A 24,166-nucleotide genomic window follows, 5' to 3' on the forward strand; every position below is an offset into this window, starting at 1 on the left:
TTTTTTACTAGGTTGGATGGCTGGTCTTTATTTTGCATTTGCATAGTCGCTTTTAGTTTTAAAGCTCATAAAAACTATCGACCCATTAAATCAAATTGTATGAAGGACTAAACATGGCTGAATCATTTAAATACTCAGGCAATAAAGGGCATGGTGGCGAATTACATCAAAAGGCTTCTGATGAATACCCAACGATGACCACCGCGCAAGGGTGCCCTGTTAGCGACGATCAAAACTCACTACGTGCAGGCAAGCGCGGCCCAGGTTTATTAGAAGATCATGTAATGCGCGAAAAGCTGTTTCACTTTGATCACGAACGCATTCCAGAGCGTGTGGTACATGCCAGAGGCTACGGTGCTCATGGTTATTTTGAAACCTACGATACGCTTGAAGATTTAACCTGTGCTGATATTTTTCAGCGCAAAGGTGAAAAAACACCGGTATTTGCACGGTTCTCAACTGTGGCAGGGAATAAAGGGTCTCCCGATTTAGCACGTGATGTTCGCGGGTTTGCTGTTAAATTTTACACCCAAGAAGGAAACTGGGATTTAGTGGGTAACAACATACCTGTATTTTTTATTCAAGATGCAATGAAGTTTCCTGATTTAATTCACTCAGCTAAGGCTGAACCAGACCGTGGTTTTCCACAAGCGCAAACCGCGCACGATAACTTTTGGGACTTTGTAAGTTTATCGCCTGAGTCAATTCATATGATTATGTGGGCCATGTCAGATAGAGCCATACCGCGCTCTTTACGCTTTATGGAAGGCTTTGGTGTTCATACCTTTAAATTTATTAATGCAAATGGCGATGAAAAATTTGTTAAGTTTCATTGGAAACCAAAAGCCGGTATGCAGTCAGTAGTGTGGAACGAAGCACTTAAACTTAATGGTGCTGACCCTGATTTTCATCGTCGAGACATGTGGGAATCTATTGGTAAAGGCGACTTCCCTGAATGGGAGCTAGGTGTACAAGTGTTTGATCAGCAATTTGCTGATGAATTTGAATTTGATGTTTTTGATGCCACCAAGCTTATACCTGAAGAGCAAGTACCCGTAAAAATTGTGGGCCGCATGGTGCTTGACCGTGTAGTTGACAACTTTTTTGCCGAAACAGAGCAAGTGGCTTTTTGTACACAAAACATTGTACCTGGGCTTGATTTTACACCCGACCCATTACTGCAAGGGCGTAACTTTTCGTATTTAGATACTCAAACCAAACGCTTAGGCGGTCCTAACTTTACGCATATTCCGGTTAATGCGCCTAAATGCCCAATGCGTCATTTTCAACAAGATGGCCACATGGCAATGCATAACCCTAAAGGGCGTGCTAACTACGAGCCAAACTCCTGGAGCGGCGATGAGCATAACCCCCGCGAATGCCCAGTGCATGGCTTTAAAAGCTCAAGCGAACCAGAAGTAAGCGGTGGAGATAAGCTGCGTTATCGCTCAGAAACATTTAGCGATCACTACAGCCAAGCGCGCCAATTTTACTTAAGCCAAACAGAAGTAGAGCAAGCGCACATCCAATATGCGTTTGTATTTGAGCTTTCAAAAGTAGAGCACGTGCCGATTCGTGAGCGTGTGGTTTCGCACTTATTAAATGTAGATAACACATTAGCGCAAGAAGTTGCAAAAGGCCTGCGTCTGCAAGATATGCCAGAGCCGGCTGAAGCTGCTATGCCAACGCGTAACGATTTACCTGTATCAGATGCGCTAAGTATTTTAAAAAATGCGCCAGATACCTTTAAAGGTCGTAAGTTAGGTATTTTAGTGAGCGATGGCTTTGATGCTGATATTTTTAATTCGGTTACAAATGCCTTAGACGCTGAAGGTGCTAACTACGAAATTGTGGCCGCACAAGTAGGGGGTGCATGTTGTAGTAAAGGTAAGCATGTAGCAGCGGATCAAGTAATCAATGGCGGCCCTTCGGTGCTTTACGATGCGGTGATGGTACTTGCAACGCAAGAGGGCGCTAAGAAGCTTGCTGGTATCCCTGAGGCGAAAGATTTTGTGAGCGATGCGTTCGCGCACATGAAATACATAGGCTACACAAAAGATGCCATGGCATTATTTGAAGCCGCAGGGCTTGATGGTAAAGCCGACGATGGTTGGATAGATTTAAACATGCACTCTGCAGATAAATTTATTGAAACATTGCGCAATTTAAGGTTTTGGCAGCGTTAGAACAAAACGCTTTAGCAAATAATAACCACACCCTGTAAAGGGTGTGGTTTTTTTATGGCTAACTGGTTATGGTATTAACTCTAAACAGTAACTAATTGGATTTATTATGAAGCTTAAAGGTGCTTGTCACTGTGGCAAAGTAACGTTTAGTGTGAGCTCTAAACACCCTTATCCTTATAACTTATGTTACTGCTCTATTTGTCGTAAAACGGCCGGCAGTGGCGGGTTTGTTATAAACTTGAACGCACAATACAGCACGCTTGAGGTTACAGGGCGTGAACATATTACTGTTTATCATGCCAAAGTGGGTGATAAAACCAGCCCCGCTGAGCGCCATTTTTGTAAGCACTGCAGCAGTAACTTGTGGTTATATGATTCGCGATGGCCTGAGCAAGTTCATCCCTTTGCTGGCGCAATAGACAGCGAATTACCCGTACCGCCAGAGCGCACCCACTTAATGCTTGCTAGTAAGGCCAATTGGGTTACCCCGCATATTCAAAAGAATGATAAACAGTTTGATGAATACCCCGATGAAAGCATTGCAGCGTGGCACCAACGCTTAAACTTAGAGCAATAATACGCTGGCTAAAGTGCACTGCATCGTACTTAAAAGGGCATAACTCCCAGTTAACTGGGTAAAATTTTAATGATTAACAGTGCACTGTGAGGCGTTACTTTGTGTACAGTAATGAAAGTCGGTGTAGTAGTGAGATTGCGCAGGCTTTTTATTATATAAAATGTAGTCGTGCATTAGCTTGGTGCTCAAGCGGCCCATTTCAAAAGGGTTTTGCCCTATGTTAGCCGAAGAGAGGCCCCTGCTTAACACATTGAGCTGTATTTCTTCTGTATCGGCAGAAACAATAATAATGTCTTTATCGGCAATACGTTGCTTAAAAGGCGCTAAGGCATTTACGTAATGAGGGTTAAATTGTGCAAACCCCGCCACAGCTAAAAAAATGGGTGGGTTGTCCATTTTTAATAAATGCATTAACTGCTTTAGTGACTCTTCGCGCTTACCTAAACTAAATAAGGGGCAGCGACTATGTTCGCGCCAGCCGTTTTTACCTGATAGGTGCGCTGTCGCTTGATCAGACAGCGCATACCTAACCCCAGCAATACGCTTGTTTAAATTAGGGGTTGTATGGTGCCCCGACTGCATGCAAAGCGTATTATTTGCTTTGTTGGTCAGTTTTTTTACTTGCTCGCCTAAGGCAACGCCAAAGTCGAAGTTGTTACTGCCTACGTAGGCTAGGCGGTACTGTTGGTGTTTTTCTAGCAGGTCAGAATCAAACGTTATAACAGGAATGTTTTTGCTTTTAAGCGCCATTAATGAACGAGTGACCAAATGCTGAGAGTCGGTTGTTGCTACAATTAACCCATCTATTTTTTGATCAACTAACCTATTAATGACCATAGATTGGCTACGAATGTCTTGAAAGTCTTTTGGTCCATCGTACTTGCATTCTATTTCTGGGTGCTCACTACTAAAGTGCAAACAGCCTTTAAAGGCTTGCTGATAAAAGGAGTCGTTTTTTGTTTTACCTACAATGGCAATCACAACTTTAGCCACGCTTTGGTGGGCAAATAAAGCACACCAGCTTAAAACTAAATATTTCAGAACTTTATACTTTCTAGCGGCTAGGCTAATTTTAGCTAACATTATAAAAGTCCCAAGCAAATAAAAGTAAGATATATATTACAGCTAGTATAGTTATTGACCACAAATTGGCTAATTTAATTATAGTGACTTAAATGAGTTAACACGTTGAAAGAAGTGTTTTTAACCTATAGGCTAAATACATACCCCATAAAAAATAATGGAGAGCGTTATGACTGTTTCAGCAATTCCCAAAGGGTTTAGTTCGGTAACACCGTACTTAATTATAGAAGGTGCTCAGCAAGCTATTTGTTTTTATCGTGATGCATTTAATGCGCAGTTAGTAATGCAAATGCCGCTGCCAGAGGGCGGTATAGCCCATGCTGAAATTATAATTGGCGACTCCCATATTATGATTTCGGACTCATGCCCGGATGAGTCATTTAAAAGCCCCAATGCACTTGGTGGCACACCGGTAAGTTTAATGCTTTACGTAGAAGATGTAGATAGCGTATTTAAAAAGGCAATTGAACTTGGCGCTACAGAAGTACGCCCAGTGCACGACCAGTTTTATGGTGATAGAGCCGGCACCCTACAAGACCCATTCGGGCATATTTGGACCATAGGCACCCATAAAGAAGATTTAAGTGAGCAAGAAATTAACCAACGAATGGCCGACTTAATGTCAAAAGAGCAAGATGCTTAGCGCAACTTGCCCTGCGTTTTAGCTAAATTGTTTACCCTAAATTTATCGCTAAATATTTTATTTCGTCACCGTTTATTTGCGGTAAAAAATAAACATCTTGGTACTTAAAATATTGTTGATCGTTAATCGTGACTGCCTCTGCCGAAATAGGGAGGGTGTCGTAGGTTTGCCCTAAATCATAATTTTTAGCACTGCCTACCTTAATAGCCTGATTAACCACTATTTTAGGCTCATCAACTACTCTATAACCATTATTATCTGCCACGTAATATACATTTTGGTAGGTATAGTAAGTGGTATTATGGCGTTTAAAGTGTGAATAATGCCTTGGTAGTGAGCGTATTCTTAAGCCTCGTGGTGGCTTAACTACGTGGTAGCCTCTTTTTGCTTTTCTGTAGTAAATACCATCACTAAATGTAAACGTAATGCCATTAAATCTGATTGAAGCACTATTGCGCGGTAAATGATTAAAATAATGCCCAGGCCGGTAGGTCACTACGTTGTGGCGATTATGTTTAAAATAATTACGAGTGCGTTGCTGCTGTTTGTAATGGGCAACTTTGCGCTTTTGCTCTTTGCGGTGCTCGCGTTTGGCTTGCTTGCGCTCTTTACGGTCATTTTTTTTATATTCTATACGCTGTTTTTTGTCATCGCGGCGCTCATCTCGTTTGTATTCGATGCGTTTTGCGCGCTCATTATTAAAACTTTTTGCGTTTTCTCGCTCATTGGGCGCTGCATATGCAGCGCCAGATACTGCACTTATGGCAAGTAGAGCAGGGAGTAATTGAGTCAGTTTCATACTAGTGCCTCGTGTATGTTGTTACATAACTGGGTTCAATACTAGCGCTTTAAACTGAATGGTAACTGACATGTAACCGATAATAGGGGCGTGTTTACAGCTTTTTACTAACGTTTACTGTTCTTGACACAAGCCAACGTTTTCTCACATTTTTGACGATTTTAGGAACTTTTATAGGCTATAAGTCGCGTAACTAATTGTTACGGCAAGTGCTTTTAACACTTGCCGTAATTTATAATTAGCCTGAATTATTGGATAATAAATCTATCTCGAGCAGCTATTTTCAGTGCTAACCGCGTTTAAATTACTTGCAATAGGCAAGCTATTGACGCGTAAATTTACCTTATTTTCACTGAAAATCTCTGGCTAGAGAAAATAAACTTAAATATCACCATGGTTCAATATGTTAGTAAATCTCTAACCAGAGTTTAGGTTAATTACCGTTTAGGTTTTTCGGGTAGGGCTGCTTTTAGTTGCTCCGGTGTCACGTTAAGTGCCTTTGCTACAACCGTTAAATCGGCATTAGGGCCGCCGGCATCTTGCATTGCTTGCATAAGCACTTTTTCGCTAACGCCTAGTTTGTTAGCTGCCTCAGCAAACCCCGGTGGCGATATGCCGCCGTTAGGGCCACCCGCCTTTGGACCGCCACCACCAGGTGGTTCATGGCGAGTTATTTTAGTGCCTTCAGGTGGCTTGGCCCCTACACCCGCTTGTGCTGTGGTCGTAAAATTATTTTGTGCAACCACGCCTTTTAAGCACTTAGGTAAGTTAGGGAATGTATTACTTGCATGGTAGTGGTAAGTAACTATGCCGCTTTCACCCACGGGGCCTGTGTGGCCATTACAGCTATCAAGCTCGGTTGGGGATGTACCATCAATTTCTTGGCTTCCGTAAATTGGGTAGCCATCAAAGCCATAACCAAATAGGGCGCTTGGCTTTTGCGCTAAATTATTACAGTTGGCGTTAACATGTTCGTGTTTATATACGCTGTCTATATCACTGGCGGTGCCGTGGTAGTGGTACCAACCGCCCGGGTCAATATGGCCTGCGCACGTATCAAGCGCGGGTAAATGCCCAGTATGTTGCACACTTGGCGCATCCGAAAAAATAGGCACACCCGCAAGCGCTATACCCACTTTAGATACAGTGCCCAGCGCTGTTGTTTGCTCAGACATAACAGGGTGCAGTGGTAAAAGGGCGGTAATTTCCACGCTTTTATCTACCGATACATTAATACATGCATGATCAACTGTTGGGCGAATGGTCGCGTTATCAACAATATGCACGTTGCCGTCTTCATCGTAAAAGGTAAAACCTTGCTCGTTAAGCATGGTTAAAAATGCTTTATCTAACCTATATAGCCCCGCATCGGTGCCATCCCAGTCCCAAATTCCACCTACGTCGCCGAGTGTTTCTGGGCAAAAAGGGCCGACTTCAATATTGTCGGGCTGATACTTTAAAACCACTTGAGCACACTGAGTTTGTAGGCCGTTTTCAAGCGTACACTCTACAGTTTGTGGCAGCTTTACCATGGCTTTAATATTAAAATCATCGGTATTAATAAGCGTGTTTTTAGCGCTTTTAGCTTCTGGGGAGGCAGGTGTACTTTCGCTTTTTATCTGCTCGCCACATGCAGTTAAAAGTACCGTGGCACTAAGCAGGAAAAATGCGAGTTTAGTCTTTGTAGTGTTAACGCTAGGCGCTTTTAAACGACTTCGTTTAATTGTTCTCATACTTACCCCAAAACGATTTATATACGTAGGTTTTAGTATGGCAATAAATTGTGCAAATAAAATGAAAGTTTTAAAAGAGTTATTGATATGTTTGAGATGCATGGCTAGCTTTTAATTAACATTATTGGGAGTTGTTATTAAGTTATTTAATAAACTTACACGATTAAGTACGAAGTATAAAAGTACAAGTTAGCAGCTGCTGTTTTTACTTGCCCAAGGTTTACCAATAAAGCTCCTTATATTTAAAGCTTAAAGCGCAAAAAGCACAAACCTAGGTTTGTGCTTTTATATTTTACGGTTAAATAATTATATTTTTTCCCAGTAGGGTTCGTCACCAAAGTAGCCGCTAAAGTAGTCTATAAAAGCCCTTACTTTTGGCGCTAATAAACGCGAACTTGGGTAAACACTCCAAATAGCGGTGTCGGATGCAAGTGGGTAGTCTTGTAAAATTTGTACCAGCTCACCACTTTGTAGTTTTTTATAGGCACACCAGCTCGACATTAACGTAATACCTAAGCCTTGCACGCACGCATCGCGCACCGCTTCCCCGTTGTCGGCTTGTAATACGTTATTGGTTTTAATGTTTTGTGTGCCCTCGGGTGTAATAAACGACCACGTAGTTAAACCATGTAAATTAACACAGGTATGATTTTTTAAATCTTGCGGTGTTGTTGGGGTGCCGTGTTTTGCAAGGTAATTAGGCGATGCGCAAATTAAGCGTTTATCGCGGGCAACCTTTCGGGCTATAAGGGTTGAGTCGTTTAATGCGGCGTCGCGTATTGCTATATCAAAACCACCGCCGACCATATCAATAATGCTATCGCTTAAGCGTAAATCAATTGTCAGGTCGGGGTATTGCTCAATAAATCCAGCCAATGCAGGAATAATATGCATACGCCCGAACGAAGCAGGGGCGGTAATGCGCAATTTTCCTTGTGGAGTTACACTGCCAATACCTACCGAGGCGCGCGCCATTTCAACATTGGCAAGCACTTCCTCGGCGTGGGGTAAAAAAGCTTGCCCCTCTTCGGTTAGCGATACTTTACGCGTTGTACGATGAATAAGTTTAACGCCGAGAGTTTCTTCAAGCTTATTCATTTGGGCACTAGAAACCGCAGCCGACAAACCTAACTCCTTGCCAGCTAAGCTAATATTGTGTGTTGTTGCGATTCTGACAAACAGATTTAAATGGGCAATGTTCATTATCAAATTTTTCAATAAACTGATTATTTAAACAACTATATTATCAATACTTAGTTGTGTAAATATACTAGCAGCTTATTCATTGTGACTTTTCCTGTGGCGCTTACTATAAGCGCCTTTTTTTTCGGTATTTTTCTCGTTTAAATTTTTAAGTTTAGAGTGAGCCTGCCTTATGAGCCGTAATACATCATCACTTTTAAAGTATTTATTTAAGCAAACTTGGCCTATGTTGGTTGGCTTGTTTTCTATTATGGGAAGCCAGCTGGTTGATAGTATTTTTATTGCTAAGCTAGGCGCTGAGCCGCTCGCTGTAGTTGCCTTTAGTATTGCTATTTTTCAGGTAATTGTGGGAGTACAAGTAGGCTTAGGTATTGCGGCAACTGCGACCATTTCTACTGCACTTGGGGAAAATAAAGTTCACTACGCACGCTACTTAGGTAGTTTAATCGTACTTATTGGCACCGTAATAGTAACGCTATTGTGCTTGGCGTTGTGGCTTTTTCAGCAGCCTATAATTTTAGCGCTGGGTGCAACGCCTTCGTTATTTAATTTAACTGAGCTTTACTGGTTGCCTTGGCTAATAAGCTGCTGGCTTGGAGCGCTGCTTTATTTTGGTTACAGCATTTGCCGTGCTCATAACGAAACCTTATTGCCTGGGCGAATTATGGTGCTAACCAGCGTGTTAAATATAGCGCTCGATCCATTGTTTATGTTTACCTTTGATATGGAGTTAGCGGGTGCTGCATGGGCAAGCTGTGTTGCTTTTTCAATAGGCTTAGTAGTGGTGTTTTACACGCTTATTAAACGAGAACTTGTAACCTTTGACGTTTTAAAAAACCGCACCGATCAGGCAATAAAAGCCATTGCAAAAATGATGGCACCGGCTTTACTTTCACAGTTTATTCCGCCTATTTCAGCCATGATAGTAACGGCACTGATTGCCGCGTATGGTGGGTTTGCTGTAGCAGCTTGGGGGCTTGCAAACCGTATTGAATATATTGCGATTATTTTAATTTTAGCGCTTACCATGGCGCTGCCCCCCATTGTTGGAAATTTAAAAGGGCGGGGCGAGCTTAGGCAAATATTAAGCGTAGTAAAACTTGCGTGCGGTTTTGTAATTGGCATACAAATTTTATTAGCGGTTATTATGCTAGGTGTGGCTAACCCGCTTGCAAATGCGCTTAGCAATAATAGTGAAATAGTTGCTAATCTAACAGATTACTTTGCATTTGTGCCCCTGAGCTACGCGGCTTTGGGTGTATGTATGATCACGGTATCGGTATGTAACGCGCTGGGCTTTGCGACCACGGCATTATTTATCTCTATATTGCGGCTATTTTTGTGTTACTTACCACTACTTTGGTTAGGCTCGTATTTTTACGGTTTAACAGGGTTATTTATCGGTATGGCATGCGGTAATACCTTATCGGGTATTGTGGGTTGGCAGCTTTTTAAGCAGCAATATAAGCGGTTAACAACACACGTTAGCGTGCGCTCAAGCACTGTTTAATTATCAATATATTGAAGAAAGTTATTCCACTTAAATTGCAATTATCAAAATAGTTAAATGCAATTAGTATGCACCTCATTGAATCATTGCTTAATCTAGTGCAGCTAAATTTGCTGTGTTTAGGTCAAGCAATTGCAATAAAAATAGAGCTGCTTGAGGTGAATAACATGAAACTTTATAAATTGTTTTTAATAGCTATAACGCTATACGCAGGCGCTGCAACGGCTGCACAAGATTACTTTTCGATGAGCTATATTCAAGGTGAAGGAGACGTGCGAGGGATTAAGGTGGCTTATCAATATGCCTTAGATTATCAAATAGAAGGCTTTGAAGAGCTAGAGATTTACCTAGAAGCCAATGCTAACTTTTTTGAATACGATGACCCAAAACGCTATGACGCTAATTTAGGCTTATCGCTTTCGCCTGTTATTTTTTATCCTATTGGCAGTATTGCTGGGAACCGCGTTTTTGCCGAGTTTGGTATTGGTTTAAGCTTATTAGACGACACCAAATTTGCGGGAAAAAACATAAGCACACATTACCAGTTTGAAGACCGCCTAGGCATTGCCATGAAATTTGGTGAGGCTGAGCAACATAGTGTCTCGCTTAAGTATTTTCATTATTCAAACGCTGGTATTAAAAAGCCCAACCCAGGCCTCGATTTTATATCGCTAAGCTACTCACGCGCACTTTAACTAAAAGCAAAAGCCCTAAATTTAGGGCTTTTATGTTTTATTTGGTGGCTATATATTTTCGCCAACTACCGTACTCGCTAATATCTTTACCCGATTGTGCATGGCTTTGCGCAATAAAACCGGTAACTAGGCTTTTATCGGCAAGTGTTACTTGGCCTATACCGAGCGGGTCGCTAATACCTTGTACAAAACTTGTAAAGTGTTGAGTGGGCATTCGCCATACTTCTAGTTCAAAGTCGTTAGCATCTTGCTGTGTTTTAACCAGTGCAGGGCGCTCTATGTTGCCCTCAACAGCAAACATTTTATAGCACTTAGCGCTACGTGTTTTAGTAATTAACTGAGCATTACGCTCAATTAGCTGGCTGTTTAGTGGCATGCCTGATAAATGCGCGCCACATACTGCAATATCAATAAAGCCCGTATTTTTAGAAGTATCCAGCTCGGTGCTAATAAAAGGGTGTTTAGTTGCCCCTAATGGCAATGCATTGTGCTGCATTATTTTATCGGCATAGCTAAGTAGTTTTTGATCTTTCATTGCAAAGCTAAATAACGTAATACCAAAAGGCATACTCTCGGCTGTAAAGCTAGTAGGTACGGCTACTGCAGCATAATCTAACAAGTTCATAAAGTTGGTGTAATAACCAAGCTGAGAATTAAGCTCAATAGGGTTTTCGCGAATTTCATCTCGTGTAAAGTGCCTACCCGCGGTAGGCGTAACAACAAAGTCAGCTTGTTCAACTAATAAATCAGCTTGCTGCTTAAAAGCTTGTAGTTTGTATAACGCGCTAAAACAATCAATAGCCAGAGGTTTAATACCGCCACTTATAATAGTGCGGGTAACATCTAACAGTGCTTGTGGGTTATTTTCCATTAAATCTTGAGTGGCTAAATAGCGCTCACTTACCCAAGGACCTTCGTAAAGCAGTGTTGCAGCTTCAAATAATGGACTAAAGTCGAGCTCCTTTTTAACCCCGTCCATTTTTTGTAATTCGTTAACTGCTTTTTCAAATTCACTTTTGTAACCTTCGTCACCAAAAAATTTCAGCTGCTCAGGAAGTGGTACAGCAAAGCTAAATGCGCTATTTACCAATACTGGTTGCTGGTTTGCTGGCGGGTTTTTACGTGAGTAGCAATCATTGGGGTCGTATTTAGCAGCTACCTGAAGCACTTTATTGGCATCGATTGCATTTAACGCAAATATACTCATACAATCAATACTCTTACATGCTGGTACCATGCCGCTATTCGATAGCAACCCTTTACTCGGTTTCACACCCACTAGATTATTAAAACATGCGGGTACTCGACCAGAGCCTGCGGTGTCTGTGCCTAATGCAAAGCTTACAATACCAGAGGCTGTGGCAACGGCTGAGCCACTGCTTGACCCACCCGAAATATAATCAGGATTAAACGCGTTTGGTGTTTCACCAAAAGGAGAGCGCGTACCCACTAAGCCTGTGGCAAATTGATCAAGATTAGTTTTACCAATAGGGATAGCGCCTGCTGCAATGAGTTGCTCTACTACAAAGGCTGAATTTTCAGGTGTATAGGTAAATTCAGGGCAGGCTGCGGTAGTGGGAATACCGGCTAAATCTATATTATCTTTTATAGCAAAAGGAACCCCATAAAGAGGATGCGTTTTTAACGATTTAGACTCTAAGGCTTTTAAATAGGGCGCGAGCTCTTGCGCCGAAAGTACATGTAGCCATACGGCTTCTTGTTGTTTTGCTTGCTCAGTTAAATGGCTAATCAGAGTGGCTGGCGATAACTCACCACTACTGTACGCGTTATGTAATTGGCTAATTGATAAGTTAATTTGTGACATTCCATTACCCCTGTAAAATCATTAAAGCTTGGCCTGCATGAACTTGTTGGCCTTCTTTTACTAAAACCTGTACTACCTTTGCACTTTCGCTGGTGGTTAAATCAATTTCCATTTTCATAGACTCTAAAATCACCATAGACTCGTTAGCGTCAACTGCTTGGTTTTGCTCGGCATTTATTTTCCACACACTGCCTGCGGCCGTGGCCTCCATTAAGTACTGCCCAGGCGCGAGTTTAATTTGTTCACCTTGCTCGGTTTCGCTTTCTTCAAATTTATAATTTAATTGGCCTGTACGTTTCCACTGTTCCATTTCTTCGGCAAAAGCTTGCTCACGCTGCTGGGTAAATGTATTTATATTTTTTTGGTTTTGTTGCCACTGCTTTTGTAGTTCAGGCATAGAGACAACAGCTTGTTCTATTTTTGGTTGCCATTTACCTAACACAAAGTCTTCTCTAGTTTGCATTAGCTCTTCATGGCTTACAGGGTAGTATTTTATTTGATCAAAAAAGCGTAGTAACCAAGGTTTGTTAAACACATCAGTTTTACGATAGCGGTTCCACATTTGTACTGTGCGTCCCACAAACTGATAGCCACCTGGGCCTTCCATGCCATAAATACACATGTAAGCTCCACCAATCCCCACGGAGTTTTCGGCGGTCCACGTGCGAGCAGGGTTATATTTTGTTGTAACCAAGCGATGGCAATGATCAAGCGGCGTAGCTACAGGTGCACCTAAGTAAACATCGCCTAAGCCCAGCACTAAGTAGTTTGCGTTAAAAACAATGTTTTTTACTTCCTCAATGCTATTTAAGCCATTAATACGCTTTATAAATTCAAGGTTAGAAGGGCACCAAGGCGCATCTTTTCTAACTGATTGATGGTACTTATCAATTGCTTCTTGGCAGGCTTTGTCGTTCCAACTTAGTGGTAAATGTACAACACGCGATTCAAAGCTCAGCTGACGAGTGTCACCCAAGTTTAGGTCGAGCTGTTTAATGGTGTTTACCAAGCTCTGTACTGCAATAGATTGATTATCGTAATGTATTTGCAAAGAGCGGATACCAGGTGTGAGCTCTAGCACCCCATTTAACCGCTCGTTTTGTAATGCCTCAAGAAGTGCTTGTACGCGGGCGCGTAGGTTTAAATCTAAAATAAGCTCGCCGTATTCAGCAAGTAAAAACTTATCGCCTGCTTGGCGAAACACTAAATCGGGCTCGCCATCATCAGTTACTAAGGTATCTATTATTGGGGAGCTTGGCTCACAGGTTTGATAATTACACTCAACACGCTCTAGGCTGGCTAATTGCGAGTTTTGTGCTGTTTCGATAAGTTGTGCATTAATGTTATCAACCACTTCAAAACGCAGTGAATCACCCGCTTTTAGTTGGCCGAGCTTCCATAAATCGGCACTAATTACGGTAAACGGGCAAACAAACCCGCCTAAGCTCGGGCCATCGGGGCCTAAAATTACCGGCATGTCGCCTGTAAAGTCGACTGTGCCAAACGCATAGGCATTATCGTGAATATTAGAAGGATGCAGGCCTGCTTCGCCGCCGGTTTCGCGTGCCCAATCTGGCTTAGGACCTATTAAACGAATACCTGTACGGCTTGAGTTGTAGTGAATTTTCCACTGATGCGCGTGTATGGTTTTAATGTCATCTTTAGTAAAAAAGTCTGGCGCACCATGGGGGCCGTACATTACTCGCAACGTCCAATCGTTTGTAATAGGAGTAACAACGTGCTCGTTTAAGCTGGCTAACGGTTGTGCTTGTATAAATGTTGGTAACGATAAAAAGTCGCCCATGCGCAGGGCTCTGCCGCAGTGTCCACCAAATTGCCCTAACGTAAACGTACTTTTGCTACCTAAATAATCAGGGCATTGAATACCGCCGCTAAATGCTAAATAAGCACGGGCGCCAGCTTGCGTTACGTTGCCAGTTTTTAGTACTTGCCCCGCTTTAATATTAATTATTTGGTTACATTGCTGGGCTTTCTCGTCAAGCCACAGCTCAATAGGCGCACCGGTAATAGCTACTTGGCAGTCTTGGTAAAATTTAAGGCTTGGCCCTTGTAATGTAATTTCTAAACCGGCTGCGTCAGCAGGGTTATTTAATAAGCGGTTAGCAAGTTTAAATGAGTAAAAATCAAAAGGGCCTGAGGGCGGCACACCAATATCCCAATAACCAATACGGGCAGGGTAGTCCTGAATGGTGGTCATAGTGCCTGCTTTTAGCACTTCGAATCCTGCAAAATGAGCTTTAAAATCATTTAAAGTACGAGTAAAAATACAGCCTTGTACAAACTCCTGATGCGCTAAAATTTGTTGCACGTAACTTATATTGGTTGTTACACCATATACTTTTGAATTATTAAGAGCAGAGTTTAGTTGCTCAATGGCTTGCTCGCGGGTATCTGCATGAACAATCACTTTAGCCAGCATAGGATCAAAAAAAGGTGAAACGGTTAATCCGGCTTCTATCCAGCTATCTACACGTACATTATCCGTGGGCCACTGTACTTGGGTGAGTAACCCCGCTGAAGGTTGAAAGTTTTTAGCTGGGTTTTCGGCGTAAATACGCGCCTGAATAGCATGCCCTGTAGGTTTAATACTATCTAAAGCGGATAAATCTAACGCTGTATTTTTTATTGATTCGCTATAGGCTATTTTTAGCATCCAGCTTACTAAGTCTACGTTATAACACGCCTCTGTAACGCCATGCTCAACCTGTAAGCGGGTGTTTACTTCTAAAAAGTAAAAACGGTCGTGGTCGTTATCGTAAATAAATTCAACGGTTCCTGCGTTCAAATAGTCAATTGACGCCATTAAGTTTTTAGCTGTGTCTAGCATTGCTTGACGTGTGCTTGCTGGCAGGTTTGGTGCCGGTGTTTCTTCAACTACTTTTTGATTACGACGCTGGCTTGAGCAATCTCGCTCGCCAAGTGTCACTACTTCACCAAAGCCGTTACCTAATACTTGCACTTCGATGTGGCGGGCTTTTTCTACAAATTTTTCGACAAATACACCGTCGTTTGAAAAGTTTTGTGCGCCTAAATGTTTTACGTTTACAAAAGCTTTTTCTAACTCGCTTTGAGAGTCGCAGCGCTGCATGCCAATACCGCCACCACCCGCGGTGCTTTTAAGCATAACTGGATAACCAATTTTTGCTGAAAAAGCAGTTAACTCGTCTAAATCGTTAATTAAACCACTACCAGGGACTAGCGGTACATTTGCTTGCTCAGCTATATCACGCGCTTGGTGTTTAAGCCCAAACTCAATCATTTGCTTAGCGCGAGGGCCAATAAAGCTAATGCCATGTTGTTTTAGTTTTTCTGAAAAATCGGCATTTTCGCTTAAAAAGCCATAACCAGGGTGTATTGCTTGTGCACCGGCTTGCGTGGCTATATCAATAATTTTTTGCTGGTTGAGGTAGGTCTCGCTTGCGCCGCCTTCACCTAAGCTGTAAGCCTCATCGGCTTCGAGTACGTGTAATGACTCTTTGTCGGCTTGCGAATATAAGGCAATACTTTTAATGCCAAGCTTTTTAAGGGTACGAATAATTCTGCAGGCTATAGCGCCTCGGTTAGCTATTAGAACGGTATTAAACATAATTTTTACTCGTTTTCGCGGGTCGTCCCGCAGCAAATTTGTAAAAGTGATTGGGTCGTCCCAAACACATGCCTTGCGGCTAATTAAATAATTGATATAAGTTATTGCCAAATAAGCACTTCAACGGGGGTTGGGTTATAAGCGTTACAGGGATTATTAAGCTGTGGACAATTGGAAATAAGCACAATGCAATCCATCAGCGCTTCAAGCTCTACGTATTTTCCTGCGCCACTTATGCCATCGGCAAAGGTTAGTTTTCCGTCGTTGGTTACAGGTACATTCATAAAAAAATTAATATTGTGGGTTATGTCTTTTTTACTTAAACCAAGCTCTGGTTGCTCGTTGATTGCTAGTAACCAGCTATCGCGACATGCATGCATGGTTTTTTTATCAAGAGAGTATCGCACTGTATTGCTCTCACATGAACATGCCCCACCAACGGTATCGTGTCGACCACATGTATCGGCAACAATTTTAAGCATAGGATTACATTCATCTGATAGTAGTACGGTACCTGTTGTTAAATACACATTACCTTGTTCACGAATTGTATCGGTAGCGCTGTAACGCTCACTTGGTTTGTTCGCATTATAAAAAAGCGTATCGGCGGCTTGGTTACCTTCTAAGTCTAAAATGCGTATGGTTTCGCCTTTTTTTACCACATGTAAGTAATAGTCGCCGGCATCAACAACTTGGCGATTAATAGCATCTTGTTCTAGTAGTTGGCTTGTGGTGATCATTATTAAACTCCTTCTAACCCTAAGTGATAAATTCGGTTGTTTTCGTAGCCGCGCTGGTTTTCGCTACAGCTGTTTTTACATTCATCGTCATCGCTTACAGGTTCTGATGGCAGTATTTGATACTCAATTTCAAATTGCGGATATTCGCTGGCGCTATCAAGTGGGTGAGGGCAGGTGTGAAACAGCACTAACGTGTCCATTTCAAAGCGTAGTTCTATATAATCGCCGGCTTTTGAATGCCCACTTTGATAGTTTAAGTCGCCGCTATCACTGGCAATTACTTTGCTAAATAGATTCAGGTTAGCGGCCAGGTCTTGTTTAGTTAGTCCGTATTTAGCCGCTTCAACTAAAAATGCATCTAAGCCATTTTGCTTGAAGTTATTACGTTCGTTTTGGTAGTCGCGTTTGCCCCATTTTTTTTCAACTGATTGAGCGTTACTGTTGCCGCTTAAGGTATCGTGCCAACCGAGCGTGTCGTCGGTAATCGCGCAAAAAACACGTGCCATATCTGAATATAAACAATGGCCTTGGGTTAATTTAAAGGTGTGTTGGCACTTTAGAGTGTCGGGGGCGTTGTAGCGCTCGAGTAAATTTTCGGGGTTGTAAAACAACATCCCTACATTTGCGCCACCAGTTTTATCAATTAACCGTAAGCTAGTACCGCGACGCATACGCATAGACCAGTGTTTACCTGAGGTTAAAGTATCTTGATACAAAATCATGCAGTGACTTCCTTTTTTGTAAATTGCTGAGCAAGTGAGTGGTTTTGAGCTTTGGTTTCGCTATTAAGCGGTAAATCGTAAGTAATTTGTGCTCCATACGCGTTAGGTGCTTGTGGGTCATGGCGTACTTTGTCAAATACCCATAAACGAGAACCCAGCTCAAAGCCTTCTTGAATGTCATGAGTAACCATAAATATGGTGAGGTTGTTTTCTTTCCATACTTTACGAATAAGCTGGTGCATGTCTTTTCGAATACCGGGGTCTAGTGCACCAAAGGGCTCATCGAGCAAGAGTATTTTTGGGGATTTCATTAATGCTTGGGCAATAGCCAAGCGCTGTTGCATGCCGCCCGATAATTCGTGTGGGTATTTATTAATAGCATGAGATAAACCTACGGCTTCCATAAATTTAAGCGCTTTTTGTTTTATCTCGCGTTTTTGTTTGCCAAAGCAGCGCCCTAAAAAACGACTGGCAGAAAACTCATCGGCAATCATTACGTTTTGCAAAGCAGTTAAATGCGAGAATACAGAGTACTTTTGAAATACAATGCCGCGCTCTTCACTTGGCTCGCTAGAAATAGGCTTGCCGTCTAAAAGTATTTCGCCTCGTGTTGCTTGCTCACTGCCCAATATCATTTTAAGCAGGGTGGTTTTACCGCACCCAGAAGCGCCCACCATAGAAACAAATTCACCTTGCTCTACGTTAAGCTGTAAACGCTCTAATATTTGTACATCAGCAAACGATTTCCATACTTTGTTTATTTGTAATAGGCTCATTTTCCAGCCTCCTGATGGTGGTACCAAGGGAAGCAAAGTGATGATAATTTACGTAAGCTAAAGTCCATCAAAAAGGCAAGCGTAGTGATCCAAATTACATAAGGTAAAATGACATCCATCGACATATAGCGCCTTACTAAAAAGATGCGATAGCCCAGGCCTTCTTGCGCGGCGATGGCTTCAGCGGCAATTAAAAATAGCCATGCAGTGCCAAGCGATAAACGCACTGCAGCAATTAAGCGCGGCATTATTTGTGGTAAAACAACACGTATAGCAACCAGCCATGTGGAGGCGCCCAAGGTTTGGGCTTTTATTAAAATTTCGCTGGGCAATTGGCGAACATGGCCCTGAATATCGCGAATAATGACAGGGGCAGTGCCAATAATTATTAGCATTACTTTGGCAAGCTCTCCTAGGCCAAAACTAATAAATAAAATGGGGAAAATGGCCATTGGCGGTATAAGCGAAACAATAGTAATGAGCGGCGAAAAACCGGCTCTAAACAGCGGCAGCAGGCCCGATAACATGCCGATTAATAAACCCAGCCCCGCGCTAATTGTGATACCTAAACAAATACGATACACACTCGCAGCGGTGTCTTTCCAAAACAGGTAGTCGCCACTGCGTTTATCAGGGGTAAATGCAAAGCGCTCGACGGCATCGGCAATTTGCGTAAAGCTTGGCAGCAGTTTATCGTAAGGGTTAGCCTCAAGACGTTCGTTAGAAGCGCTAAAGTAAAGTAGCAACAAAATTACAAACGGCAAAAAAGCCAAAAATCCTTTCAGTGACCGCGAGGGTGCTAAGTTCATTAATTTTTTCATAGTGGGTTCGCTTTATAAGCTGTTGTTAACGGCCATTTCCATAAAGCTAGGGTCAAAACGCAGCTTTATATTTTGCGGGTTACCTACTACGCCGCTTGGAGTTTCAATGCCTATAAAGCCAGCGTCAGGTGCGCCATCTCCTAATAGGCCATGCTTAAATGAAAACTCAGCAACGTATTTCATGGTTTTGCCAAGGTGAGGGCTTTGCGTAAATTCCACCGCTTCTTTGGCTTTATAAAACATTTTGGTGCTGGCAAGTTGAGCTTGATAGCCGGCTAAATCAGTACCTGATGCTTGGGCCATGTGTGAAAGCGCATTTTGATCAGCACTCATTTTTTCCATGATCTCGTACCATGCGCCTACTAAGGCTTTACCTAGTTTTGGGTTTTCTTTTAAGGTTTGAGTGTTTACTACTAAAAGGTCGATGATTTCGCCAGGGATGTTTGATGAGTCGAATACTTTGCTAGCACTAGGCTGTTTTTCTATTTCAGAAAGTAGTGGGTTCCATGTAACAACAGAAGTTACATCTTCAGTTGTATAAGCGGCGACTAAGTCGGCATCTGAGGTATTAACTACATTTACGTCACGCTCTGTTAAGCCAATCGAGTCTAAACCGCGTGCTAATAAATAATGAGATACGCTTAGCTCAACGAGGTTAATTGTTTGGCCTTTAATTTGTTTTAAATCGGTTTTATCTTTCAAAACGATACCGTCGTTACCATTTGAAAAGTCGCCAACTATAAGCGCGGTACTATCTACAAAGCTAGCTGCCGGAATTGTTAACGCATCCATGTTGGTCATGGTGCATGCATCAAACTGGCCTGAGGTATATTGGTTAATCGATTCGATGTAATCGTTAATTTGTACTACATCAATTTCAATATCGTATTTATCGGCCCATTTTTTTACTATGCCTGAGCTGTCGCCATATTCCCATGGCATCCAGCCTACATAGATTGACCAACAAACAGAAAATTTATCTTTAGCGAGCGCATTTGAACTGCAGATTAAAGCGAGGACTAACGTAAGTGTTTTTATCGTTTTCATTTCGTATTCTCCAAGTTTTACACGGTTTTTGGGCGCAGGAGTTCCAAGCTAATTGAACCTCCCGGGCTTTTGTCCCGCCGTGTAACCCTTGCATACGCAAATATAAAAACTAAACACCCTTGGTGATTACTTGTTATATAGCTAGGTTGGCAACTCTCGGACCAGTCGTTCATTTTACTTCGTTAAGTACACATGAACCGGAACCCTAGTCGCCTGTTTAGCATTAAATTGTGCTGGTTCAAAAATCCTTGAACCCCTACGCTTTTTAATAAGCATGAAGCTAGCCAATATTTAAGTGTTGGTTTAAGTTTATGAAATTAAAGCACTAAATTTATTTTTGTGTTTTTTTAAATTATAAAAGCGATGTGGAATGTTTTAATTTGGTGCGATATTTAAGTGCATTGAAATATATTGGTGCAATGGCACTGCTGAATAAATTTACTCAGCAGTGCTTGTTATAATATGCGTAAAAATGCCCCTAGGTCTGCTTGTTCTTGCTTAGTTAAATTAAGCTTTATAAGCAGGTCGGTAGTTTTAGGGAAGTGTGGGTCGTTTAGTTGATTTTTTCGTGGTTTGGGCCTTACTCCACCATGGTTATATAAGGCGACAATGCCGGCTAAATCGTCAAATAAGCCGTTATGCATCCACGGAAATGTTTGCATTAACCCTAATAGCGATGGGGTTCTAAATTGGCCAATATGCTCAGGGTTGTGGGTGGCATCGTAGCGGCCTTTATCTTCAAAACGGCGGCCGTAATAATGCAGCCCTGTGCCATGGAATTGGTTGTCACTGAGTAGTGCGCCGTTATGGCAAGTCATGCATTTAGCTTTAGTTCTAAATAGGTGCAGGCCATTTAACTCACTATCACTTAGGCTACTAACTGCTTGTTGTGGATTTTTATTAAGCTGCGTTAAAAAAGTTTTATAGCGGCTATTTGGCGCTGCTAATGTGCGCTCAAACGCAACTAAGGCTTTTGCCATTTGCTCGGTGGTTAACGTGCTGCTATTAAAAGCGCTTTGATTAAATGCACGGTAACTCTTATCTTTATTTACTCGGGCTAAGGCTATTTTTGGATCTAAGTCCATTTCAATCGGGTTTTCTATTGGCATAAGTGCTTGCTGCTCAGCGGTGCTTGCGCGTCCATCCCAAAAAAAATGTTGCCATTGATCAATACCAAAAATAGCGGGGGTGTTACGCGTGCCTACTTGCTCGTCAATGCCTATGGCAGTTGTACGGCCATCATGAAAGCCTTTGTCGCGTTCATGGCAGGTAGCGCAGCTAACGGTATTATTACGTGAAAGCTGCACATCATGAAAAAGCTTATCGCCTAGTGCAACATGCTCCGGTTTAGGCGATGCTACAGGCAAAAGCGACATGGGCTCAACGCTTCTTCCGTCACTGGTTTGAATAGCAGGCCAATGAGCTTGGCCTTTACTATAAAGTGAGCGTAAATCGATACTACTTGTTGATTTGGCGTTTAAGCTAAATGAGCACAGTAAAAAAATGCTTAATAACCTAATCATAGTTATAGCTAACTCCTACCCAAAACATACGCCCGGGCTCAATACCTGATGCTCCTTCGTTTACTGTGTAAGTGCGGGCATTTAATAAATTAGAAATATCCGCTCTTATGTCAATAGATTGGGTTTTTGTGAGGTTATGGCTATAGCGTAAACTGAGCCCTAGCATGGTTCTGGCGCGTATTTCTTGCTCTTCGTATACATCAACTAAGCTTGATTCTACAGGGCAACTTGTACAGCTTTGCTCAAGCCCAATACTTTCGCTAGCCCCGGTACTTACCGCGCTGGTGTAGCTGTCACTGTAGGTAACATTTAAGCCTGTACTAAATGAGCTGTTCCAATCAACATTCCAGCCAAGCGCACCTGACACTGGGGTGCCAAAGTTGGTGCGTATTTGCTCTAGCTGCCCAAGCGTTACAAGCTCGCCTTCGCCTTGTGCATTGAGATAATAAACGAGTTCATCAAGGGGGGTATTTTCTGCACTAGCGCTGTATTCGTCGTTTGAAACTTTGTTTTCAGCGTAGGAGGCATTGGCCCATAAAGAGTGTTTACCAAACTGTGCACTCCACGAGATAGAGTAGCGCTCTGAGCTGCCATCACCCTCGTTAGTCATATAAATGTATTTATAGCCATCACTAGCTGCTTCTTCATCGGTAACCTGAGAAAATTGCTGATGCTTTTTACGTTTTACATATTTGAGCGATATATTGCCTGCTTTTTCAAATGAATGCGCAATGCCTAATGCGAGTTCGTCATCGTAAGGGGTATTTACATCATCAAAGCGGTATTTAAACGCGCCGGTATAGTTAGACGGCAGCCACCCTTGAAGGTAGCCGTTTTCAATTGGGCGGTACTCTCGGTATGAAAAACGCTGCTGCTCTTTTACTTTATAACCAATAATGGCTGAATCGTAATAGCGGTTAATCCCTGCGCTAATAATAGTGCGGTTGTTGTTAAATACATCGTAACCAAGGGATAGACGTGGCGCAATATTATGATTAGCTAAAAAGTCATCGTATTCGTAGCGCATACCTAAATTTAAGCTTAATTGCCCTAAGGTAATGCTATCTGTTGCATAAAACGAGGCGCGATTTAACGCTACATTTATATACTCTGCTGGGGTTACTAAGCGGCCATTAAAATACTGTGCGGTGGCTGTTACATTGTTGCTGTACGCTGTTATGTGATCTTGGTTGTTAAAATCAATTTCGCCCCCTAACTGCGCTGCAAGTTCGTCAATAGATATAGTGGTTTCAAGCGCTTGGCAGTCAAGCGTGTAACCACTGCAATTAAGTGGTGTATTAGCGCTAGACCATATAATAGGGGAGTCGTAGTTGTAGCTATTTTGTGTGCGTTCGCGCTCTACTTCTTGGCGAATAAGCTCTATACCAGCCTTAATATTATGCTCAGTTCCTGCAAATTCAAATGAATTGAAATTTAGCGTGTTTTTCCAGCTGGTGGTGTATTGGGTGTTATCTAAAGCGCCATAGCCTCCTTGGCGAGAGTAGCGTGTTTGCGCATCGCCTTGGTCGGCATATTGTCCCCAATCTTTGCCTTTAGCTTGCAGCCAGTTATAAAAGTGCGCTGGGCCTTCTCGGCTGCTATCACTCATACTAAAATTAAGGTTGCTGCGCCAGGTTGCAAAATCAAAGTGCTGGGTAAGTGATGCGACCGCGCCTACGGCGCCGCCTTCTAAATGGAAGTCGCTGTCTTTGGCGTCGGTTATAAAGTCATCTACTTCGTAAGGTGAATACATTAGAGTTAAATCTAATGCGTCTACCCAGCCATTGCGATAACCATATTTAACAATGGCATTTATGTTTTTACGGCTTTGCGTTTTGACTTCCCCTAACGACAAATCGCTGATGTCGCTGGTTAAGTAACTAACACTCATCATTACGCCATGGCGCTTATTAATTTGTTTATTAGCACGCAGGTTATAGCTGATTTTTTCATACTTAGGCGTTTCAAGTGTGCTTTGATCAACATTTTGCTGAGAGCTGTCTTGATCGGCTTCTATATAATGATAACTCCCCCAGCTACTTTGATTACCCCGCACACCAAAGCTAAAACTGTCATTGGTAAATACGCTTTTGGTTTTACTATCAACAATACCACCCGAAAAACCACCAAACTCAGCTGGAATGTTATGGTCGTACACTGTGATTGATTCAACTACATCGGAGTTTACATTCATGCTTTGCACGCCGCCCGATACATCGTTTGATGAAGAGCTTAAGCGGCTGCTGCTACCCGGATCTATGCGGTTATTGTAGTTTAGTCCATCTAATGAAAAGCCAGTTTGCCATGGCTGCGCGCCTGAGATTGATATTTCTGGTGCGCTGATTTCTGCCAAACTACCAATAGAGTAAGCCTCGTTGCTTAGCTGTACACCAGGGAGCAATGCAATAAGCTCGTTTATATCGCCGTTGCCTTTAGGTGTGGCATTTATAAAGTCACGATTTAAGTAAGAACGCCCAATAACTTCGGGTACTTCTATGCCTATGTACTGGCCTTTTACTTCAATGTGCTCAAGTGCTTCACAACGCTCTTTTTGCTCATTTTTAAGGCCGTTACATGGCTGTGTTTTTGGTTCGGTCTGCTGTTGCTGCTCTGCGGCGTATACACCCTGAGAAAGCAAAAGCAGACACGCGAGGGTAGTCGGTGTCTGCATTTATT

At 42.4% G+C, this 24,166-nt stretch carries 18 protein-coding genes and 1 riboswitch; of the genes, 5 read left to right on the forward strand and 13 right to left on the reverse strand.

Annotated elements, in window-relative coordinates; genetic code table 11:
* Positions 1 to 113 precede the first annotated feature (113 nt).
* Both PSH54_RS09400 and PSH54_RS09405 read left to right on the forward strand, forming a co-directional pair.
* Positions 114 to 2,186 (forward strand): catalase, encoded by a 2,073-nt coding sequence (locus tag PSH54_RS09400; RefSeq protein WP_004589491.1) that lies wholly within the window; start codon positions 114 to 116, stop codon positions 2,184 to 2,186.
* A gap of 106 nt (positions 2,187 to 2,292) precedes the next feature.
* Complete coding sequence (locus tag PSH54_RS09405; protein ID WP_273606003.1) at positions 2,293 to 2,763, forward strand: GFA family protein; 471 nt, start codon at positions 2,293 to 2,295, stop codon at positions 2,761 to 2,763.
* Positions 2,764 to 2,829: 66 nt separating this feature from the next.
* On the opposite strand, the gene PSH54_RS09410 is transcribed toward PSH54_RS09405, so the two are convergent.
* Positions 2,830 to 3,846, reverse strand: a complete 1,017-nt coding sequence (locus PSH54_RS09410) for a substrate-binding domain-containing protein (protein WP_096042272.1) — start codon at positions 3,844 to 3,846, stop codon at positions 2,830 to 2,832.
* A gap of 169 nt (positions 3,847 to 4,015) precedes the next feature.
* On the opposite strand from PSH54_RS09410, the gene PSH54_RS09415 reads away from it, so the two are divergent.
* Entirely contained in the window at positions 4,016 to 4,489 is a 474-nt protein-coding gene (locus PSH54_RS09415; RefSeq protein ID WP_004588872.1) for a VOC family protein, read from the forward strand.
* Between the two features lie 31 nt (positions 4,490 to 4,520).
* Here PSH54_RS09415 and PSH54_RS09420 read toward each other — a convergent pair whose 3' ends face one another.
* The 3 genes from PSH54_RS09420 to PSH54_RS09430 form a co-directional block, all read right to left on the reverse strand.
* The gene (locus PSH54_RS09420) at positions 4,521 to 5,288 is read right to left on the reverse strand and encodes a DUF6515 family protein (RefSeq protein ID WP_273606004.1); all 768 of its coding nucleotides are present in this window, start codon (positions 5,286 to 5,288) and stop codon (positions 4,521 to 4,523) included.
* Between the two features lie 437 nt (positions 5,289 to 5,725).
* On the reverse strand, positions 5,726 to 7,021 hold the full coding sequence (locus tag PSH54_RS09425; RefSeq protein WP_273606005.1) for a YHYH protein: 1,296 nt from the start codon (positions 7,019 to 7,021) through the stop codon (positions 5,726 to 5,728).
* Between the two features lie 306 nt (positions 7,022 to 7,327).
* Positions 7,328 to 8,224, reverse strand: coding sequence for a LysR family transcriptional regulator (locus PSH54_RS09430; protein WP_039972407.1), 897 nt, complete (start codon positions 8,222 to 8,224; stop codon positions 7,328 to 7,330).
* A gap of 172 nt (positions 8,225 to 8,396) precedes the next feature.
* Between PSH54_RS09430 and PSH54_RS09435 the strand changes: the two genes are divergently transcribed.
* Together PSH54_RS09435 and PSH54_RS09440 are read left to right on the forward strand one after the other, a co-directional pair.
* Positions 8,397 to 9,734: an MATE family efflux transporter gene (locus PSH54_RS09435; protein WP_273606006.1), complete on the forward strand. Its 1,338-nt coding sequence runs from the start codon at positions 8,397 to 8,399 to the stop codon at positions 9,732 to 9,734.
* Positions 9,735 to 9,901: 167 nt separating this feature from the next.
* Complete coding sequence (locus PSH54_RS09440; RefSeq protein ID WP_024033246.1) at positions 9,902 to 10,429, forward strand: acyloxyacyl hydrolase; 528 nt, start codon at positions 9,902 to 9,904, stop codon at positions 10,427 to 10,429.
* A 37-nt stretch (positions 10,430 to 10,466) separates the two neighbouring features.
* On the opposite strand, the gene atzF is transcribed toward PSH54_RS09440, so the two are convergent.
* The 9 genes from atzF to PSH54_RS09485 form a co-directional block, all read right to left on the reverse strand.
* Positions 10,467 to 12,254 (reverse strand): allophanate hydrolase, encoded by a 1,788-nt coding sequence (gene atzF, locus PSH54_RS09445; RefSeq protein WP_273606007.1) that lies wholly within the window; start codon positions 12,252 to 12,254, stop codon positions 10,467 to 10,469.
* A 4-nt stretch (positions 12,255 to 12,258) separates the two neighbouring features.
* Positions 12,259 to 15,861, reverse strand: coding sequence for an urea carboxylase (uca, locus tag PSH54_RS09450; RefSeq protein WP_273606008.1), 3,603 nt, complete (start codon positions 15,859 to 15,861; stop codon positions 12,259 to 12,261).
* Positions 15,862 to 15,962: 101 nt separating this feature from the next.
* Positions 15,963 to 16,601: an urea amidolyase associated protein UAAP2 gene (locus PSH54_RS09455; protein ID WP_138684867.1), complete on the reverse strand. Its 639-nt coding sequence runs from the start codon at positions 16,599 to 16,601 to the stop codon at positions 15,963 to 15,965.
* Between the two features lie 2 nt (positions 16,602 to 16,603).
* Positions 16,604 to 17,323 (reverse strand): urea amidolyase associated protein UAAP1, encoded by a 720-nt coding sequence (locus PSH54_RS09460; RefSeq protein WP_031289807.1) that lies wholly within the window; start codon positions 17,321 to 17,323, stop codon positions 16,604 to 16,606.
* Positions 17,320 to 18,099, reverse strand: a complete 780-nt coding sequence (locus PSH54_RS09465) for an ABC transporter ATP-binding protein (protein WP_024033241.1) — start codon at positions 18,097 to 18,099, stop codon at positions 17,320 to 17,322. The genes PSH54_RS09460 and PSH54_RS09465 overlap by 4 nt, the downstream gene beginning before the upstream one ends.
* Entirely contained in the window at positions 18,096 to 18,863 is a 768-nt protein-coding gene (locus tag PSH54_RS09470) for an ABC transporter permease (RefSeq protein WP_273606009.1), read from the reverse strand. The genes PSH54_RS09465 and PSH54_RS09470 overlap by 4 nt, the downstream gene beginning before the upstream one ends.
* A gap of 69 nt (positions 18,864 to 18,932) precedes the next feature.
* Complete coding sequence (locus PSH54_RS09475; protein ID WP_054982803.1) at positions 18,933 to 19,967, reverse strand: putative urea ABC transporter substrate-binding protein; 1,035 nt, start codon at positions 19,965 to 19,967, stop codon at positions 18,933 to 18,935.
* 56 nt (positions 19,968 to 20,023) lie between these two features.
* A riboswitch (guanidine-I (ykkC/yxkD leader) is annotated at positions 20,024 to 20,187 on the reverse strand.
* A gap of 235 nt (positions 20,188 to 20,422) precedes the next feature.
* Positions 20,423 to 21,490 carry a cytochrome-c peroxidase gene (locus tag PSH54_RS09480; protein WP_273606010.1) on the reverse strand — a complete coding sequence of 356 codons (1,068 nt, stop codon included), beginning with the start codon at positions 21,488 to 21,490 and terminating at the stop codon, positions 20,423 to 20,425.
* Positions 21,483 to 24,161, reverse strand: a complete 2,679-nt coding sequence (locus tag PSH54_RS09485) for a porin (protein WP_273606011.1) — start codon at positions 24,159 to 24,161, stop codon at positions 21,483 to 21,485. The genes PSH54_RS09480 and PSH54_RS09485 overlap by 8 nt, the downstream gene beginning before the upstream one ends.
* Between the last annotated feature and the right edge of the window lie 5 nt (positions 24,162 to 24,166).

This window comes from Pseudoalteromonas sp. Angola-30, assembly GCF_028599215.1.
Classification (GTDB): Bacteria; Pseudomonadota; Gammaproteobacteria; order Enterobacterales; family Alteromonadaceae; genus Pseudoalteromonas; species Pseudoalteromonas atlantica.